Source organism: Rhizobiales bacterium NRL2 (assembly GCA_001664005.1).
Taxonomy (GTDB): Bacteria; Pseudomonadota; Alphaproteobacteria; order Minwuiales; family Minwuiaceae; genus Minwuia.
The window spans coordinates 1,619,656-1,638,713 of sequence record CP016093.1; the positions used below are offsets into that span (position 1 = coordinate 1,619,656).

The 19,058-nt window shown below is 66.7% G+C and carries 14 protein-coding genes; 8 read left to right on the top strand and 6 right to left on the bottom strand.

Annotation, left to right across the window (positions count from 1 at the left end; translation table 11 throughout):
- Nucleotide 1: 1 nt before the first annotated feature.
- From TEF_07525 to TEF_07545, 5 genes are all read right to left on the bottom strand, one after another.
- Nucleotides 2-1,105, bottom strand: a complete 1,104-nt coding sequence (locus TEF_07525; GenBank protein ANK80664.1) for an amidohydrolase — start codon at nt 1,103-1,105, stop codon at nt 2-4.
- A 123-nt stretch (nt 1,106-1,228) separates the two neighbouring features.
- Nucleotides 1,229-3,349 (bottom strand): hypothetical protein, encoded by a 2,121-nt coding sequence (locus TEF_07530; GenBank protein ANK80665.1) that lies wholly within the window; start codon nt 3,347-3,349, stop codon nt 1,229-1,231.
- Nucleotides 3,350-3,491: 142 nt separating this feature from the next.
- Nucleotides 3,492-5,771 carry a malic enzyme gene (locus TEF_07535; GenBank protein ANK80666.1) on the bottom strand — a complete coding sequence of 760 codons (2,280 nt, stop codon included), beginning with the start codon at nt 5,769-5,771 and terminating at the stop codon, nt 3,492-3,494.
- A gap of 106 nt (nt 5,772-5,877) precedes the next feature.
- Nucleotides 5,878-6,969, bottom strand: coding sequence for a hypothetical protein (locus TEF_07540; protein ID ANK80667.1), 1,092 nt, complete (start codon nt 6,967-6,969; stop codon nt 5,878-5,880).
- Between the two features lie 7 nt (nt 6,970-6,976).
- The gene (locus tag TEF_07545) at nt 6,977-8,728 is read right to left on the bottom strand and encodes a DNA alkylation response protein (GenBank protein ID ANK83341.1); all 1,752 of its coding nucleotides are present in this window, start codon (nt 8,726-8,728) and stop codon (nt 6,977-6,979) included.
- Nucleotides 8,729-8,994: 266 nt separating this feature from the next.
- Here TEF_07545 and TEF_07550 point away from each other — a divergent pair, with 266 nt between their 5' ends.
- The 7 genes from TEF_07550 to TEF_07580 all read left to right on the top strand — a co-directional run bounded on the left by TEF_07550 (nt 8,995) and on the right by TEF_07580 (nt 18,156).
- Nucleotides 8,995-11,187, top strand: a complete 2,193-nt coding sequence (locus TEF_07550) for a hypothetical protein (protein ID ANK83342.1) — start codon at nt 8,995-8,997, stop codon at nt 11,185-11,187.
- A gap of 7 nt (nt 11,188-11,194) precedes the next feature.
- Nucleotides 11,195-12,589: a sigma-54-dependent Fis family transcriptional regulator gene (locus TEF_07555; GenBank protein ID ANK80668.1), complete on the top strand. Its 1,395-nt coding sequence runs from the start codon at nt 11,195-11,197 to the stop codon at nt 12,587-12,589.
- Nucleotides 12,590-12,643: 54 nt separating this feature from the next.
- The gene (locus TEF_07560) at nt 12,644-14,020 is read left to right on the top strand and encodes a Trk system potassium transport protein TrkA (GenBank protein ANK80669.1); all 1,377 of its coding nucleotides are present in this window, start codon (nt 12,644-12,646) and stop codon (nt 14,018-14,020) included.
- Nucleotides 14,021-14,037: 17 nt separating this feature from the next.
- Complete coding sequence (locus TEF_07565) at nt 14,038-15,498, top strand: hypothetical protein (GenBank protein ID ANK80670.1); 1,461 nt, start codon at nt 14,038-14,040, stop codon at nt 15,496-15,498.
- Between the two features lie 18 nt (nt 15,499-15,516).
- A complete protein-coding gene (locus TEF_07570) occupies nt 15,517-16,404 on the top strand; it encodes a D-amino acid aminotransferase (protein ID ANK80671.1) in 888 nt (295 codons plus the stop codon).
- Between the two features lie 176 nt (nt 16,405-16,580).
- Complete coding sequence (locus TEF_07575) at nt 16,581-16,829, top strand: RNA chaperone Hfq (protein ID ANK80672.1); 249 nt, start codon at nt 16,581-16,583, stop codon at nt 16,827-16,829.
- A gap of 25 nt (nt 16,830-16,854) precedes the next feature.
- Nucleotides 16,855-18,156, top strand: a complete 1,302-nt coding sequence (locus TEF_07580) for a GTPase HflX (GenBank protein ANK80673.1) — start codon at nt 16,855-16,857, stop codon at nt 18,154-18,156.
- Between the two features lie 12 nt (nt 18,157-18,168).
- Here TEF_07580 and TEF_07585 read toward each other — a convergent pair whose 3' ends face one another.
- The gene (locus TEF_07585) at nt 18,169-18,432 is read right to left on the bottom strand and encodes a Usg family protein (GenBank protein ANK80674.1); all 264 of its coding nucleotides are present in this window, start codon (nt 18,430-18,432) and stop codon (nt 18,169-18,171) included.
- Nucleotides 18,433-18,713: 281 nt separating this feature from the next.
- Between TEF_07585 and TEF_07590 the strand changes: the two genes are divergently transcribed.
- Nucleotides 18,714-19,025, top strand: coding sequence for a co-chaperone GroES (locus TEF_07590; protein ANK80675.1), 312 nt, complete (start codon nt 18,714-18,716; stop codon nt 19,023-19,025).
- The last annotated feature ends 33 nt before the right edge of the window (nt 19,026-19,058 follow it).

Consider the following 19,058-nt stretch of genomic DNA (forward strand, 5'->3'; position numbering starts at 1 on the left):
CCTACTGGATCGGCAGGTCGTAGAGTTCCCGCACGTTGTCGCGCAGGATGCGTTGCTTTTCGTGATCGGACAGATTGACGGTCTGCTCCGCCAGTATCTCCTGCGACCAGGGCCAGGTGGCGTCCGAATGGGGGAAGTCGTTGGCCCACATCAGGCGGTCGACGTTCAGCAGATCCTTCATCTGGAAGGCCGACCAGTCGTCCTGGAACGTCAGGTAGATGTGCTCCAGGAAATACTCGGACGGCAGGCGCTGCAGCTCGTCGCACTTCATCCAGTAGCGGTGGCGCTTGTAGGCGTGGTCGGCGCGGTACATCCAGTGGGGCGCCCAGCCGGCATCGGCTTCGACGCAGACGATCTTCAGGTCCGGATGCCGGTCGAAGACGCCGCCGAAGATGAAGGTGCCCAGAATGTCCTGGTTGCCGCGGATGATCGACTGGAATGAGTTGATCCGTGGCCCCCGCGTGCGGCCGGCGGCGGCGTTGCTCGACGTCAGGATGTGGAACGACAGCGGCATCTTCAGGTCGACCGCGGCCTCGTAGAACGGGTCGTAGATGGGGTCGTCATAATCGGCGACCGCCGGCTCGCCCGGCATCATGATGCCGCGGAAGCCGCGCCCCTTCAGGTCCCTCAGGTCGGCGATGCCTTCGTCCACGGTGCGCATCGCGATCTGCGGCATGCCGAACAGCCGGCCGGGGGCGAAGTCGCAATACTCCTGCAGCCAGATGTTGTAGGCGTCGAAGCAGGCCTTCTTGTAGTCGAAGTCGGGGTGATTGCAGAGCATCATGCCGACCGAAGGGTAGATGATCTCGCCGTAGACCCCGTCGCGGTCCTGGTCGGCCAGCCGCGCCTTGGGATCGTACCCACCCGGATGCAGGTCGCCGTAGTTCTGGGTGTTGAAGTTGAGATCCTTCGGATCCCGCCCCGCGGCGGCCACGAGCCCCATCGGGATCGGCTTGTCGAAGCCGGGAATGACGAAGACCTCGCCGAACTTCGGATCCTTGACGATATGCGGCGCCTTGTCCCGCCAGGCCTTGTCGATGCGCGCGGAATAGCAGTCCGGCGGCTCGGTGATGTGAGAATCGGCGGAAATCGGCGTGATGCTCATGGCGCAGTCCTCCCCTTGGATCGCATATTCTTCTTTTGGGGCATCCTAGGGGCCGCGTGGGGAGGTGTCAGCACGCTTTGGCACATGCCGCCCCGTCCGTTGACGCAGGGGGCCGACGCGGCGTCAGGCGACCGCGGCGCGGGCGACGTGATCGGGGATGCGGACGACGACCGTGGTGCCTTCGCCGAGGGTGCTGTCGATCTCCAGGCTGCCGCCATGCAGTTCCGCGAAGCGGCGCGCCAGCGGCAGACCGAGTCCGGTGCCTTCGTATTTCCGGCCCAGGGAGCTGTCGATCTGGCGGAAGGCGGTCAGCGCCCCGGGGATGTCTTCGGGCTTCATGCCGATGCCGGTGTCGGCCACCGAAATCTCGGTCAGGCCGCCGCGGCGGACGGCGCTGATCCGGATCGAACCATCGTCGGGCGTGAACTTGGCGGCGTTGGAGATCAGGTTGATCAGTATCTGTTTCAGCTTCTGGGCGTCGGCGATGATCTCGGTGGCGTCCGGATTGATCAGCACCGCCAGTTCGGTCTTCATGCTGCGCGGGCAGGCGATCCTGACGCTGGCGTCGATGATGTCGCGGACCATGACCGCCTGGGGGTAGAGCTCCAGCCGGCCCGCCTCCGCCTTGGAGAGATCCAGGATATTGTTGATCAGCGTCAGCAGGTGGCGGCCGGATTCCAGGATGTCGCCGGCGTATTCGCGGTAGCGGACGCTGCCCAGGGGGCCGAAGCTTTCGGACTGCATCACCTCGGAGAAGCCGATGACGGCGTTCAGCGGCGTGCGCAGTTCATGGCTCATCGCGGCGAGGAACTCGGATTTGGCGCGGTTGGCCGCCTCCGCCTCGTTGCGGGCCGCGGAAAGGTTCTCCGCCAGGTTGGAGAGCGTCTCCTTCTGCTGCAGCAGTTCCGTCTGAACCGTCTCGAGCTGATCGATCTTCGCCGCCAGTTCGGCCTCGTGCGCCTTGTCCTCGGAAATGTCGGTGAAAACCAGAACCGTCCCGTCATCGGCGCTGCGGTTGGCGCTGATGCGGAACCAGCGGTTGTTCGACGACAGGAACTCGCGGCGCATGTGGGCGCTGTCGATCTCCGCCATCACCGAGGCGGTCGCGGTCTTCGGCGACATTTCCGGCACCCTGAGCTGGCGCGTGCGCAGCAGTTCGGTGATCAGGCCGGTCAGCGTGCCGCCCGAACGCAGAAGGTGCCCGGCCGCCGCGAAGTCGTTGGCCAGCTTGCGGTTGCACATGACGAAGTCGCCATTTGCGCTGTAGATCGCCAGGCCTTCCGACGCGCTCTCGATGGCGTCGCGCAGCGTCCGCCGCGCTTCCTCGGCGGTTGCTTCGGCGTGGTATTCCTTGGTGACGTCCGCGGCGACGCCCTGGAAGCCCAGAAAGCGGCCTTCGTCATCGATGTTGGGACGTCCCGCGAAGCGTATCCAGAGCTGACCATGGGGCCCGGCGAGCCGCAGCGGAATGATGATGTCGGAGAAGGAATCCTGCTCCTGCATGTGCTTGAGCAGGGCGCGGATGTCCACCGGCGCCGCGCGGACGTCGGCGATCTCGATCAGGCGGCGCTCCACCAGCTTGCCAACGGGCAGGCGGGTCAGCTTCTCGAAGCGGTCGGAGACGAAGGTGAAGCGGTGCTCGTGATCCGTTTCCCATATCCAGTCGGAAGCGACGTCGGCGAGTTCCGAGAACTTGCGCTCGCTCTCCTGCACGGCCTTCTCGCGTGCGCGGTCGGCGCTGATGTCGTGCGCCAGAAGCAGCGTCGGTCCCAGTGCGGTGCGTGTCTGGGCCAATCGCAGGACCAGTCCGCCGGGACCCTTCAGAACGACGCGCGCCGTCCCGCCAGCCGCGAAACGCGCGGGCGCATCCGGTTCGGTCGAGGGCTTCTCGCTCTCCAGCACGAACGGCGCGGCGGCGAGATTGCCGGCCAGCCATGTCCGGTGTTCGACGCCCGGCAGATCGGCCAGCGCGCCGCCGGCCGGGGCGAGGGCCTGCCCCGAGGGACCGTAGACCGCGACGCCGTCGCAGAGCTGCCGGAGTTCGGCGAAGATGCGGCCGGCGAACTGTCGTCGACGGACCTCTGTGACGATCAGATTGCCGACGAAGCCGGCCATTCCCCCGGCGGCGACCGCCAGGAAGATCACCATCTGGCGGGCCGCCGCGCCGCCGAGGACCAGCACGAGAACCGTGGTCACGGCGGCGACGGAACAGGCCAGCAGCAGCAGGGAAGCCAGGTGAAGCACGCCGCCCGAAGGTGGCGAAGGCCACTCGGCACCGTTGCTGACGTACTTCTCTGAGCCTGGCTGAGACATGTCATGTCCAGCCTAGGTCCACTTCGGTAAACGTAGCCTTAAGCAGATACCGCCACGCCCGCGCGCCGCCGGATCAGAGCGGAGAGCGGTTCGCCTGCTCCGCGTCATAGGCCGCCAGTGCAGCGATCGAGACAAGATCGGACACGGTCGAACCGATCGGGACCACCTGGACGGGCTGGGAAAGACCGATCAGCAGCGGCCCGACAGTGGTGGCGTCGCCCAGCGACTGCAGCAGCTTCCAGGCGATGTTGGCGGATTGCAGGCCCGGCATGATCAGGACGTTGGCAGGCCCCGACAGGCGGCAGAACGGGTAGAGCTCCATCAGTTCCGGATTGAGCGCCACGTCGACCGACATCTCGCCGTCGAACTCGAAATCGAGGTCGCGGGTCTCCAGCAGCGACACCGCCTCGTTGATCCTTTCGGAAGCCTGGTGCGGCGCGTTGCCGAATGTCGAGAAGGCGATCATCGCCACTCGCGGTTCGTGCCCCAGCCGGCGGGCGAAATCGGCCGCCTGGCTGGCGATGTCGGCCAGTTCCACGGAGCTCGGCAGTTCATGGACCGAGGTGTCGGCGATGAAGACCGTACGCCCGCGCGCCAGCATGATCGACAGACCGAAGACGCGCGCCCTCGGCTTGGGATCGATCACGCGGCGGACGTCGTCATAGGCCACCGAGAAGCGCCGCGTGACGCCGGTCACCATGGCGTCGGCGTCGCCATGGGCGACCATGCAGGCGCCGAAGATGTTGCGGTCGGTGTTCACCATCCGCTGGCAGTCGCGGTAGAGCAGGCCGCGGCGCTGCCAGCGCTTGTAGAGATAGTCGTAGTAGATGTCGCGGCGGTCGTAGTCGCGGGCGCTGACGATGGTCAGCTCCTCCGGATCGTGGCCCATGGTCTTCAGGCTCGCCTTTACGCGCTCCGGGTAGCCGATCAGGATCGGTTCGCCATAGCCCTCCTGCTTGAAGGCCAGCGCGGCGCGGATCACCTTCTCCTCCTCGCCCTCGGCGAAGACCACCCGCTTGGGCGCCGCGCGCACCTGGTTGAGGATCATCTGCAGGATGCCCGTCGTCGGATCCAGGCGCGCCTTCAGTTCGTGGGTGTACTGCTCCATGTCCACGATCGGGGTGCGGGCCACGCCGCTCGCCATCGCCGCCTCGGCCACCGCCGGGGGGATGGCGCTGATCAGGCGCGGGTCGAAGGGCGTGGGGATGATGTACTCGGGACCGAACTGTAGCTGGGTGCCGCGATAGGCGCGGGCGACCTCGTCGGGCACATCCTCCCGCGCGAGATCGGCCAGCGCCTCGGATGCGGCGATCTTCATCTGCTCGTTGATGGTCCGGGCGCGGACATCCAGCGCGCCGCGGAAGATGTAGGGAAAGCCCAGGACGTTGTTCACCTGGTTCGGATAGTCGGACCGGCCGGTGGCGATGATCGCGTCATCGCGGATTTCCTGGATATCCTCGGGCGTGATCTCGGGATCCGGGTTGGCCATGGCGAAGATGATCGGCTTGGCGGCCATGGAAGCGACCATCTTCTTGGTCACCGCGCCGGCGACGGACAGGCCGAAGAAGACGTCGGCGCCTTCCATCGCGTCTTCCAGGGTCCGGGCGTCGGTATCGGCGGCGTGAGCCGACTTCCACTGGTTCATGCCGTCTTCGCGGCCCTTGTAGATGACGCCCTTGCTGTCGCACATGATGACATTGTCATGGCCGATGCCCATGGCCTTCACCAGTTCGATGCAGGCGATCGAGGCGGCGCCGGCGCCGTTCACCACCATCTTGCAGTCGGAAAGCTGGCGGCCGGTCAGTTCACAGGCGTTGATCAGGCCCGCGGCGGCGATGATCGCCGTGCCGTGCTGATCGTCGTGGAAGACCGGGATGTCCAGGATCTCGCGCAGGCGCTGCTCGATGATGAAGCACTCCGGCGCCTTGATGTCCTCCAGATTGATGCCGCCATAGGTCGGCGCGATGACGCGGATGGTGTTGATGATCTCGTCGACGTCGGTGGAATCGAGTTCCACATCGATGCCGTCGACGTCGGCGAAGCGCTTGAACAGCACCGCCTTGCCTTCCATCACCGGCTTGGCGCCCAGCGGGCCCAGGTCGCCGAGGCCCAGCACCGCGGTGCCGTTGGAGATCACGGCGACCAGATTGCCCTTGGCGGTGTAGTCGTAGGCCATGTCGGGATTGGCGTGAATCACGCGGCAGGGCTCGGCGACGCCGGGGCTGTAAGCCAGGGACAGGTCGCGCTGCGTCGCCACCGGCTTGGTGGCCACCACCTCGATCTTGCCGGGGCGGCCGGTGGTGTGAAACAGCAGCGCCTCCTGATTGAGGCTCTTGTTGCGTTCGTCGCTCATGTTCGGACCTTGCGGAACTGGGATTTCGTCTTGAGGCAGGGGCGACGAGAATAGACACGTGCCCCCGCCGGCGGGAAGGTGATTTCTGTCGCGGTGTTGGCGCCGGTCAATCCGCAGCCTGGGAACCGGCCTGCTCGACGGCCTCGGGGAAGACCAGCCGGAAGGTCGAACCCTGTCCCGGCGCGCTTTCGAGCTCGATCCGCCCGCCCTGCTGCTCGATCATGGTCTTGACCAGCGCCAGCCCCAGGCCGCTCCCGGTCTTCCGCCGGGTGAAGTCGTTGTCGACCTGGCTGAAGGGATCGAAGATCCGTTCGCGGTCATCCTCGGCGATGCCTATGCCGGTGTCGCGCACGCTGACGCACGGGTGGCCTGCGCGCATTTCCGGAAACAGGCGGACCTCGCCGCCCGAGGGCGTGAACTTCAGGGCGTTGGAGATCAGGTTGAGCAGCATCTGGCGCAGGGTCTGGTCGTCGGTCAGCGCAATGACCGGCGCGCCGCCCGGTTCGGCCGACAACGCAACCCCGGCCGAGGCTGCCTGCTCGCGCATGATGCGGCAGACCTCGGCGATCTTCTCTCCCAGGTCGATCGCTTCGGGATAGAAGTCGCGGTTGCCGCGCTCCAGCCGCGCCAGTTCCAGCAGGTCGTTGACCAGTTCCAGCAGGTGCCGCCCGCTCAGGTTGATGTCCAGAGCGTACTGGCGCAGCCGTTCGCCGTCCAGGCCGTCGACCCCCTCCGCCTTGAGCACGTCCGAGAAGCCGATGATGGCGTTCAGCGGCGTGCGCAGTTCATGGGTCATGTTCGCCAGCATCGCCGACTTGGAGCGGCTGGCCGCCTCGGCGGCGCTGCGCTGCTCGGCCGCCTCCCAGGCCAGTTCCGCCAGTTCCTGCTGCTGCGCCTGGGCCAGCTTTTCGCGCTCCAGCGTGACGCCGACCAGAAGGTGGATGATGAAGGTCGTCGGAAACCCGGTCACGACCGGCAGCACGATCGGCATCACGATCGCGATCGGGTGGCCCAGATAGTCGATCCCGAGAATCTCGTAACAGATCAGGCTGACGACAACGGAGGCAATGGTGAAGCCGGCCGTGGTCAGGACGGCGCTTCGCAGCACGCCGTGGCGTTCCACCAACTGGCGCTGGAACCGGATGATCGGATTGCGGTCCGCGTCCAGCAGATACGATCTCCCGGGGGACCCTTTCATGTCGTTCTCAGGGCAGTGCCAGCAACTCGACCGCACGGTCCAGCGTCACCGGCGCGTCGTCGAGCAGGGCCGCGGCGGCGGCCTGTCCGAAGTCGCCACTCTCCGGCGCCAGCGGATCCTCGGGCAGCAGCCGCTTCTCGATCACCAGCCGCGACAGCAGCATGCGGCGGGCATCGTCGCCGCGCCCGCCCAGCGTCGCGCCCTCCCAGGCCATCAGCGCCGCCGTGGTGGCGTGATAGAGTGCGCTCGCTACCTTGCGCGCCTGGGTTTCGTCGCCGCGGCGCGCGACTTCCTCGGCCATCGCCGTGGCGCGCTCCAGGCAATCCCCGGCCTGCTCGCGAAGCGAGGGCGGCAGGGCGTTGGAGGCGTTGAGCCGCGCGGCCAGGTCGTCGGCCAGCCTCCGGTGTGCACCGACCTTCGCAACGGCGCGGTTGAGCACGTCCAGGCCGTTGATGTTGCTGGTGCCTTCCCACAGCAGGCCGATCTGGGCGTCGCGGATCAGCCGCGCATTGACGAAGTCCTCGATGTAGCCATTGCCGCCGCGGATCTCCATGGAGCCGGTGGCGACCGTCGGATTGTCGCGGCAGGCGCGGAACTTGAACAGGCCGGTGAGGATACGCAGCCGCGTGGCGGCCTCCGCATCGTCGGCCTGCGCCGCACCCATAGCCTCGGCGGTATAGGCGTACATGCTGAGCGCCTGCTCCGTCGGCAACAGGAGCTTCATCAGCTGGCGCTGCGCCAGCGGCATGTCGGCGACGGCCCGGCCGAAGGCGATGCGGCTGCGCGCCGCCGCCAGAGCTTCGTTCCAGCAGCGCCGCATCATCGCCGCGGCGCGCACGCCGTGCGACAGGCGGGACAGGTTGACCTGCTCCATCATCTGCTTCAGGCCGCTGTTGACGTCGCCCAGCGCGAACGCCTCGGCGCCCTCGATCAGTATCTCGCCGGAGGCCATCGAACTGGTGCCCAGCTTGTCCTTTAGGCGCACGATCCGATAGCTGTTGCGTTCGCCGTTGGGCCGGATCTTAGGCATCAGGAACAGACCCAGGCCCTTGGTGCCCGCTTCCCGGCCCTCGGGCCGCGCCAGCAGCAGGGCCACGTCGGCATGGGGGTTGGAGCAGAACCATTTCTCGCCGTAGAGCCGCCAGCCGCCATCCTCCCGGCGCGCCACAGTCTCGACCTGGCCGACGTCGGAGCCGCCCGGCTTCTCGGTCATGAACTGGGACGCCTTGATCAGCGTCGACAGATCCTGGGTAAGCATGCGCTTGACGTAGGTCTCCTGAATGAAGTCGTCGCCATAGCGGCGCATCATGTAGAGGCCGGTGTCCGACAGGCTGATCGGACACATCAGGCCGAATTCCGCCTGTACGAACAGGTAGGTAAAGGCGTACTTGGCGATCGGCGGCACCTTGTCGGGCCAGCCGAGCACGCCGGGCATGTGGCTCATGGCGTGCAGACCGAAACGGCCGAGCGCGATCTCCTCCATCTCCCGGTAGGCGGGATGATGCTCGATCCACTCCTGGTCGCGGCCGAAGCGGTCGCGCGGATGCAGCACGGGCGGATGCTTGTCGGCGATGTCGGCCAGTTCGTCCAGCCTCCCGCCCGCCAGCTCGCCGAGTTCCCGCCAGTGCGGCCACATGTGGTTGCGCAGCTCTTCCGCGCAGTAGAGGGTCAGCAGCGACCGGAGCGAGGCGTCGATTTCGAAGAAGTTGGCGCCGCGGACGTCGTCGGCCAGATTGCCGATCGCGCCGGGCCTCTGCATATGGCCGGACGCGGCCGGGGCCGAGGTATTGGAGGACTGTATGTTCATGGCCGACAGCATCGCCCCCGGCGCGCGACAGATCAAGCGTGCGGCATCGCCGGCGGCCGCAATTCGACGGTCGCGCGTCGGGGCCGCGAAGGGGTTATAGTCCGGGCCATGAAACGGGCTGTGCGGGCGAGATGACCGAGGCTGCCGAAAAGGTGGATACGCGCCGCCTGGGCCGGTTGCGCGCGTGGGTGCTGGGACTCAGACCGGGCCGCGCGGGCGTGTTCACGCTGGCCGCCCTGGCCTTGCTCGCTGGTGCGGCGACCTATGCCGCCCTGTTCGGCTCGCCGGAGCCGCCTTCCAGCCTCCGCGATATCCCGGCCGGGGTGGTCGTCTTCGACATCGTCGTGCTGTTGCTGCTGGTCGTCGCGATCGTGGGACGGGTCGCCCGTATCTGGATCGCCCACCGCGACGGCCGCGCCGGCGCGGGGCTGCACATGCGTCTCGGCGCCCTGTTCGCCGCCGCCGCCGTGATCCCCGCGCTGCTGGTCGCCGGCTTTTCCACGCTGTTCTTCGACCTCAGGATCGAGGGCTGGTTCAGCGACCGCGCCCAGAAGGCGGTTTCGGAATCGGTCGCCGTCGCCCGGTCGCTGATTCAGGAACACCGCGCCACGATCCGCGCCGATGTCCTGGCGATGGCGCAGGATCTGAACCGTGTGGCCCCCGAAGTGCAGGACGACACCGCCCTGCTGACCCGTCTGCTGATCACACAGGCCGGCGCCCGCGGCCTCAGCGAGGCCATCGTCTTCGACCGCTCGGGCCAGGTCCTGGCGCAGACCAGCCTGGCCTCCGACAGCCTCGCGGAGCAGATCCCGATCTCGGCCATCGAGGCCGCTGACGATGGCGCGGTCGTCGCGCTGCCCGCGGACGAGCCGGTGGGCGGGAATATCGACCTGACGGCCAACGACAAGGCCGGCGCGCTGGTTCAGCTTACCGGCTTTCTGGGCACCTATCGCGCCTATCTCTATGTCGCCCGCTTCGTGGAGCCGCGCGTTGCCGAACAGGTGGAACGGGCGCAGCAGGCGGCCACCGACTACGAGCGGCTGGCCGCGCAGCGGTTCAGTTTCGAGCTGACGTTCGTGCTCCTGTTCGGCGTCGTCACCGTGCTGCTGATGCTGGCCGCCGTATGGCTGGCGCTGAACTTCTCGACCCGCCTCTCCACCCGGCTGGGCGACATCGTCGGCGCGGCCGAGAAACTGCGCGAGGGGGACATGCAGGCCCGCGTTGTCACTTCCGACGAGGACGACGAGATCAACATGCTGGGCCGAACCTTCAACCGGATGGCGCGGCAGCTCGAGAGCCAGCAGGCGGCCCTGGTGCAGGCCAACCGGACGCTCGACGAACGCCGGCGGTTCATGGAGACGGTGCTGTCCGGCGTCACCGCGGGTGTGATCGGCACCGATCACAACGGCGTCGTCGACCTGCCCAACCGGTCCGCCCTGCGGCTGCTGTCGCTGAAGCAGGACGATCTGGTGGGGCATCCGCTGGAATCGGCGGTGCCCGAGATGGCGGATCTGCTCGCGGCTGCGCGCGAGCGCCCGCACCGTCTGGCAGAGGGGGAGATCACCATCATCCGGGACGGCAACGCCAAGACCTTCTTCGTCCGCGTCGGTGCGGAGCGCCGTGAGCGGGAGGTTCTGGGCTATGTCGTCACCTTCGATGACATCACCGATCTGGTCGCCGCCCAGCGCATGGCCGTCTGGGCCGACGTCGCGCGGCGCATCGCCCACGAGATCCGCAATCCGCTGACGCCGATCCAGCTTTCGGCCGAGCGGCTGAAGCGCAAGTATCTGAAGCAGATCGAAACCGATCGCGAAATCTTCTTGCAGTGCACCGACACCATCGTGCGTCAGGTCGGCGACATCGGCCGCATGATCGACGAATTTTCAGCCTTCGCCCGCATGCCTGCGCCGGTGATGCGGCCGGAACCGGTCGCCGACCTGGTGCGGCAGGCCGTCTTCGCCGTCGAGGTCGCGAACCCGTCGATCGAGTTCCGCATGGACCTGGAGAGCGGCCTGCCGCCGCTGCCCTGCGACCGCCGCCAGGTCGCCCAGGTGCTGACGAATGTGCTGCTCAATGCCGTGCAGGCGATCGAGGCGCGCGAGACGTGCGACGAATTGGGCGTCGTGGAAGTGAAGCTTTCCTGCAACAGTGACGGTGTGGTGATCACAGTCACGGATAACGGCATCGGGTTGCCGGTTTCGGAGCGGGACCGCTTGACGGAGCCTTACATGACCACGAGAGATAAGGGCACGGGTCTGGGCCTCGCGATCGTGCGGAAGATCATGGAAGATCATTCCGGCTCCCTACATCTGGGCGATCGGGCAACCGGCCCTGGCGCCGCGGTGACACTTGTCTTCCCGCTGGCCGACCAGGGTGAGGAACGGCTCCGTGCCGACGGAGACAGCGGTTAGGAAAGCAATGGCCCTTGACGTCCTGATCGTCGACGACGAAGCCGATATCCGGATGCTGGTCGCCGGCATCCTGTCGGATGAGGGATACGAGACCCGGGTCGCCGGCACCGCCGACGAGGCGCTGGAGGAGGTCGGCGACCGCGCTCCGGCGCTGATCGTTCTGGATGTGTGGCTGCAGGGAAGCCGCCTCGACGGGCTGGAACTGCTCGACATGATGCAGGAACGCGCGCCCGACGTTCCGATCGTGATGATCAGCGGGCACGGCAACATCGAGACCGCGGTCGCCGCCATCCAGCGCGGCGCCTATGATTTCATCGAGAAGCCGTTCCAGACCGACCGCCTCGTGCTCATCGCCGAACGGGCGCTGGAGGCCGCGCGGCTCCGGCGGGAGAACGCGGAGCTGCGGGTCCGCGCCGGCGGCGACGCGGCGCTTATCGGCGCCTCCCAGCCGCTGAGCGCCCTGCGGGCGGCCATCGAGAAGGTGGCGCCGACCAACAGCCGGGTGATGATCAGCGGGCCTTCGGGCTCCGGCAAGGAAGTGGTGGCGCGCCAGATCCACGCCCTGTCGAAGCGCGCCGGCGGGCCATTCGTGGTCGTCAACGCGGCCATGATCGAACCCGAGCGCATGGAACTGGAGCTGTTCGGCGAAGAGGCCCCGGCCGGCGGCCAGGTGCGTTCGCGCAAGATCGGCCTGCTGGAACAGGCCCACGGCGGCACGCTGTTCCTGGACGAGGTTTCCGACATGCCGGAGCAGACGCAGAACAAGATTCTGCGCGTTCTGCTGGATCAGACCTTCGAGCGGGTCGGCGGTGGCCGGCCGGTGCGCGTTGACGTGCGGGTCCTGTCGTCCAGCAGCCGGGACCTGCAGGGGGAAGCCGATGACGGCCGCTTCCGCCGCGACCTGTTCCATCGCCTCAACGTGGTGCCGATCCAGACCCCGCCGCTGCGCCTGATGCGGGAGGATATTCCGGCCATGGCGCGCTATTTCGTACAGCGCAGCGCCGACAGCGCCGGGCTGACGCCGCGCACTATCGACGAGGCGGCGATGGCGGCGCTGCAGGCCTATGACTGGCCGGGCAATGCGCGCCAGCTCCGCAATGTCGTCGAACAGCTGCTCATCATGGCGCCGGGCGAGGCGCGCGCGCCGATCACCGTCGAGATGCTGCCGGTCGAGATCACCAACCCGGCGGCGGCGACGCTCAGGCCGGAGACCAGCCAGGAGATCATGGCCATGCCGCTGAGAGAGGCGCGCGAGGTCTTCGAGCGCGAATATCTGCTGGCCCAGATCGAACGCTTCGGCGGCAACGTCACCAAGACCGCCGCCTTTGTCGGCATGGAGCGTTCGGCCCTGCACCGCAAGCTGAAGCTGCTGGGTGTGGGCGGGGAACGCGGCGCCCGCTGAGCCGGCATTGAAGGGCTGTTCCGCACCCGCGGGAAACAGGCTAACGTCCGCGCCATGAAAGTGATCGTCTGCGGCGCGGGTCAGGTCGGCTCCAACATTGCCCGCCATCTGGCGGAAGAACAGAACGACGTGACCATCATCGACCAGTCACCCGAACTGATCCGCCGGATCAGCGAGGCCTACGACGTGCGCGGCCTGGTGGGTTTCGCCTCCCACCCCGACATGCTCGACCGCGCCGGCGCGGCGGACGCCGAGATGCTGATCGCCGTGACCTTCGCCGACGAGGTCAACATGGTCGCCTGCCAGGTGGCCCATTCGATCTTCAATGTGCCGACCAAGATCGCCCGCATCCGGGCGCAGAACTATCTCCGGCCGTCGTTCAGCCATCTGTTCACGCGCGAACACATGCCGATCGATGCCATCATCTCTCCCGAAGTGGAGGTGGCCCACGCGGTCAACCGCGCGCTGCACATGCCCGGCGCCTTCGACATGCTGCCGTTCGCGGACGACAGGGTGCGCATGATCGGCGTGCGCATCGAGGATGACTGCCCGATTGCTCATCAGCCGCTGCGGCAGCTCACGGAGCTTTTCCCGAATCTCAACATCATCGTCACCGGCATCAATCGTGCGGAGAAGCTGTTCGTGCCGTCGCCGACCGACCAGATGCTGCCGGGAGACGACGTCTATTTCGTGGTCGACACCCAGCATGCGCGCCGCGCCATGCCGCTGTTCGGTCACGAGGAACACGACGCCCACCGCATCGTCATCGTGGGCGGCGGCAATATCGGGCTGGTGCTGGGGCGCGACCTGGAGCAGGAGAAGGATCGGGTCAATCTGAAGGTGATCGAATCGGACCGCAGCCGGGCGGAGTTCGTTGCGGACCGTCTCGAGAGCGCCGTTGTGCTCTGCGGCGACGCCCTGGACGCCGAGATCCTGGAAGAAGCCAACATCTCCAACGCCCACGCGATCGTGGCGCTGACGAACGACGACGAGACAAACATCCTGGTCTCGCTGATGGCCAAGCAGCTCGGCTGCGAGAAGGCGATCGCCCTGGTCAACAACAAGGCCTACGAGGCGCTGGTCGGGTCGCTCGGCATCGACGTGGCCGTCAACCCGCGCGCGACCACCGTCTCGTCGATCCTGCAGCACGTGCGCCGCGGCCGCATCCGGCGCATCTATTCGATCCGCGACGGCGCCGCCGAGGTGATGGAGGCCGAGGCGCTGGAAACCTCGCTGCTGATCGGCAAGCCGCTGCGGGAAGTGGAACTGCCGGCCGGCGTCATCGTCGGCGCGATCGTACGCGGCCCCCAGGTGCTCAAGCCGCGGGGCTCGATGGTGATCCAGCGCAAGGACCGGGTGATCCTGTTCGCGCTTCGCGAGAGCGTGAAGAAGCTGGAGAGCATGTTGTCCGCGGGCCTGCGGTTCTTCTGATGCCCGGGGACTGAGCCATGGCGCTGACCGCGGTGCTGTCGGTTCTCGGCTGGTCGATGGTCATCTTCGCCCTGACCATGATCTTCCCGATCGGAATCGCCCTGTTCCATGGGGAGGTCGGCACCTGGCCGGTCTTCCTCACCACCATCCTGATCACGGGGATGTTCGGCGGCGCGCTGACCCTCGCCTCGCTCGGCGGCAGGCAGCGTGCGGCGGGGCGGCGGGAGGCGTTTCTGCTGGCCTGCCTCATCTGGACCGTGCTGCCCGTGTTCGGTGCGATTCCCTTCGCCAACCTGGTCGGGCCGCTGGACGGCTATCTGGAGGCGATGTCGGGCCTGACCACGACGGGCTACAGCGTCTTCGCCACGCCGGAGCTCTTGCCGCGTTCGATGCTGTTCTGGCGCGCCGAACTGCAGTGGATCGGCGGTCTGGCGACGATCATGCTGGCGGTCGTGCTGCTGGGCCTGTTCGGTCTGGGCGGTCTGGCGGTCTACCGCAGCGCCATCCCTTCCGGCGATGCGAACACGCTGGTCGCGCGGCTGAAGGACACCCTGTCGGCGGTCTGGTGGGTCTACGTCATCATCACCCTGGCCTGCGCGGTGCTGCTCTGGGTTTCGGGCGTGGAGGCCTTCCATGCGGTCTGCTACGCCATGTCCACCGTCTCCACGGGCGGGTTCACCACCAGCACGAACGGCGTCGCGGACCTGTCATCCTTCGCGCAGGGCGTTCTGGTCGTCTTCATGCTCGGCTCGGCGCTGAACTTCACCCTGCACTGGGCGGCGTTCCACGGCCGCTTCAGGGTCTACCGCGAGGATCCGGAGATCCGCGCCTTCGGGCGGCTGTGCGGCATTTCCGCCCTGATGGCGGCGCTGATCATCTGGGGCATGACGGAACTGGATCTCGCCAGCAGCCTTGGCCAGGCGATCTTCGCAGTGGCCGCGGTCGCCTCGACCACCGGCTTCTTCGGGCTGGAGACCGATCAGGGCATCATCACGGGCTCCTGGCCGACGCCGCTGTCGATCCTGTTGCTGATGATCATGATGGTGGGCGGCGCTGCAGGCTCGACCGCCGGCGGTTTCAAGCTGATGCGCTTCGCGCTGCTGATTCGCCAGGGCGGGGCGGAACTCACCCGGCTGTCCTATCCCAATGCGGTCACCATCGTGACCTATGGCGGCTACAGGGTGGAGCCGCCGGTGCTGCGCGCCACATGGAACTTCCTGATGCTGTTCATGCTTTCGGTGGCCATCCTGGCGGTGGTGATCGATCTGGACGGCCATGACCTGGCGACGGCGCTGGCCCTGGCCGTCGGCGCGCTCAGCAACGCCGGCCCCGCCGCCACCTATGTCACCGTCGAAGCGGTGGCCATCGGCGAACTCGATCCGGTGTCGAAAATCGCTATCATTGCGGGCATGCTGGCCGGCCGGCTGGAACTGCTCGCGCTGCTCGGCCTGTTTTCCCCCTCCTTCTGGGGGCGCTGAATTCGATGGATTGCTGACTTGACCAGAACCGCCTTCGTCAACGGCCAGTACGTGCCGCACCAGTCCGCCGCCGTCCACGTGGAGGACCGGGGTTACCAGTTTTCCGACGGCGTCTACGAGGTCATCCCCATCGTCGACGGCCGGCAGATCGATGGCGTCGGCCATGTCGAGCGGCTGGCGCGCAGCCTTCGCGAACTGCGTATCGACCGGCCGATGTCGGACCGGGCGCTGAACCTGGTCATCGAGGAGGTGGTGCGCCGCAACCGCGTGCGCGACGGCTTCGTCTATATCCAGGTCACCCGCGGCGTCGCGGCGCGCGACCACGGTTTTCCCCGGGACGCCCAGCCTGCTGTGGTGATCTATGCCCGGCCCAAGGCGGCCGACGCCCGGCGCAAGGCCGCCGCCGAAGGCGTCGCGGTGATCACAGTGCCGGACCAGCGCTGGGCCCGGCGGGACATCAAGACCGTGTCGCTGCTGCCCAATTGCCTGGCCAAGCAGGCCGCCCGCGAGGCCGGCGCCTACGAGGCCTTCATGGTCGACGGTGACGGCATGATCACGGAAGGCAGTTCGACCAATGCCTGGATCGTCGACCAGTCCGGACGACTGGTCACCCGGCCTGCCTCCAGCGACATCCTGAACGGGATCACCCGGCTGGCGCTGATGAAGCTGGCCCGGGAAACGGATATCGAGATCGAGGAGCGGTCCTTCTCGGTCGAGGAACTGAAAACGGCGCGGGAGGTCTTTCTCACCAGCGCCAGTGGCATGGCGCTGCCCGTGGTCCGCGTTGACGACCGCGTGATCGGCAACGGCCGTCCCGGCAGTGTGTCCTCGCGCGTGGTTGACATGTTCGAACGCTATGTGGCTGGATCGGATACGGAAGCGGCGGCTGGCATGACAGTAGCGTGATGTCGCGTACCTGATGCCGCGACCAGCGCGTTTCGACTTGCTCGGAAACGCGCCGCTCCCCAGATATTCAGTTGTGGGAGTAGCAAATCTGAACACATATCGGCTTCGTATCCGGGCCGAAGGCAATCAACCGCTGGCGCGTTTCTGCCGGCGCAAGAACAATAGGAACGACGCACATGGCAAGCGAACGTCCACAGAACGTGCAGGACGTCTTCCTCAACCACGTTCGAAAGAACAAGATTCCGCTGACCATCTTCCTGGTGAACGGCGTGAAGCTGCAGGGGATCATCACCTGGTTCGACAATTTCTGCGTCCTGCTGCGGCGCGACGCTCACGTGCAGCTGGTCTACAAGCACGCCATCTCGACGGTGATGCCGGCCCATCCGATCGACCTGTTCGAGGGTGTGCCGGGACAGCCGGACTGATCGCGCTCTCCGGCGGGTGCCGGCGATGAGCGCACCCGAAAATGCCGTCGGTGCGCGCACGATGCTTATCGTCCCCTGGACGCCCGCCGACGCGACGCGCGAATCCGAGGCGATGCTGGCGGAGGCCGTGGGCCTCTGCCGGGCCATAGGGCTCGATATCCGCCACAGCGAGACGATCCGCCTCGATCGGCCGCGGCCGGCCACGCTGATCGGCGTCGGCAAGATCGAGGAACTGGCTGCGCTGGCGCAGGCCGAGGACCTGGAACTCGCCGTCTTCGACGCGGCGCTCAGCCCCACGCAGCAACGCAATCTGGAACGCGATCTGAAGGTCAAGGTGATCGACCGCACCGGCTTGATCCTCGAGATCTTCGGGGAGCGGGCGCGGACACGGGAAGGCCGGCTGCAGGTGGAACTCGCGCATCTCCAGTACCAGCGCAGCCGCCTGGTGCGTTCATGGACCCATCTGGAGCGTCAGCGCGGCGGCGCGGGCTTCATGGGCGGTCCCGGCGAGCGTCAGATCGAGATCGACCGGCGCCTGATCGACGAACGCATCGTCCGCCTGAAGCAGGATCTGGAAAAGGTCCGCCGCACCCGCGAACTGCACCGCAAGCCGCGCCGCGCGGTTCCCTATCCGGTGGTCGCGCTGGTCGGCTACACCAATGCCGGCAAGTCGACTCTGTTCAACCGCCTGAGCGGCGCCGATGTGTTCGCCCGGGATCTGCTGTTCGCGACGCTCGATCCGACCATGCGCTCGGTCCAGCTCGCTGACGGCCGTCCGGTGATCCTTTCGGATACGGTGGGGTTCGTGGCCGATCTGCCGACGCAGCTCGTCGCCGCCTTCCGCGCCACTCTGGAGGAAGTCACCGAGGCTGACCTGATCCTGCATGTGCGCGATGCCGCGCAGCCCGATTCCGAAGCGCAGGCGGCCGACGTGCACGGCATCCTGAAGACGCTGGGCATCGAGGTCGCGGACAATCCGAATCTGATCGAAGTCTGGAACAAGGCGGATCTGCTGGGGCCCGACGAACGGGCGCATCTCCGCGCCGAGGCCGCGGCGCTGCCCCATCCGGGCGTGCTCATCTCCGCCGTGACGGGGGAGGGGATGGAAGCCCTCGCCGCGGAGATCGCCCGGCGGATCGCCCGCGACAGGGTCGAGATCAGCGACGTGGTCGATGCAGCCGACGGGCGGGCGCTGGCCTGGCTCTACAGTCATGGCGAAGTGGTCGCGCGGGAGGACGCGGACGATGGCGTTCACGTCACCGTGCGGCTGTCTCCGGCAGATGCCGGCCGCTGGGCCAAGGGCCGGCTGCCGCGCGCCGCCGAATGAGGGCGCTTCCGGCTAGTGAAGGGTGACGATGGCGTCGCAGTGGTTCATGGCCACGGGCTTGATCAGTTCGCCGCCGGCGATGCGGACGGAATGCAGCGGCCCCTCGATCTCCGCTTCCCAGAATTCCAGGAACTGCCGTATCCGCGGATAGTCGGGCGCGAGGTCCATGGTCTGCCAGACGAACGTCTGGAGCAGTCCCGGATGATCGGGCATGTGATAGAGGATTTCGGCGGTGGTCAGCCGGTAACCGGCAAGCTGCATCTCCATGTTCGTCATGGGCAATCTCCTCGATTTCCGATGGCATCGATCTCCATGGTGAGACAAGTTTTCCCGTGGAGGCAATAAAAACATCGTTGAATCAATATGTTAGCAACGGTGTTCCGTGAGTGCTGCCGAGCCGGCGGCGCGGGCTCGATGAAAACCCCGGAATTTTGCGCCGGTCGAGTTGACAGAAGGCTGCGCGGTAGTTATCTCCCGCTCACCTGCCGGCTAGCACTCGAGTAGAGTGAGTGCTAACGAAGGGAACACCAGATAATCCTACCTATGGAGGGTACCAGATGGGCTTTCGGCCTTTGCACGATCGCGTGCTCGTCCGTCGCGTCGAGTCGGAGGAGAAGACCGCGGGCGGCATCATCATTCCCGAGAATGCCAAGGAGAAGCCGAGCGAGGGCGAGATCGTCGCTGCCGGTCCGGGCGCGCGCAACGACCGGGGCGAAACCGTCGCCATGGACGTCAAGGCGGGCGACCGGATCCTGTTCGGCAAGTGGTCGGGCACCGAGGTCAAGATCGATGGTGAGGATCTCCTGATCATGAAGGAATCCGACATCCTCGGCGTGATCGAAGGTTCTGCGCAGGCGAAGGCGGCCTGAGCACCGGGATCGCCCGATCCGTGAAATGAAGCG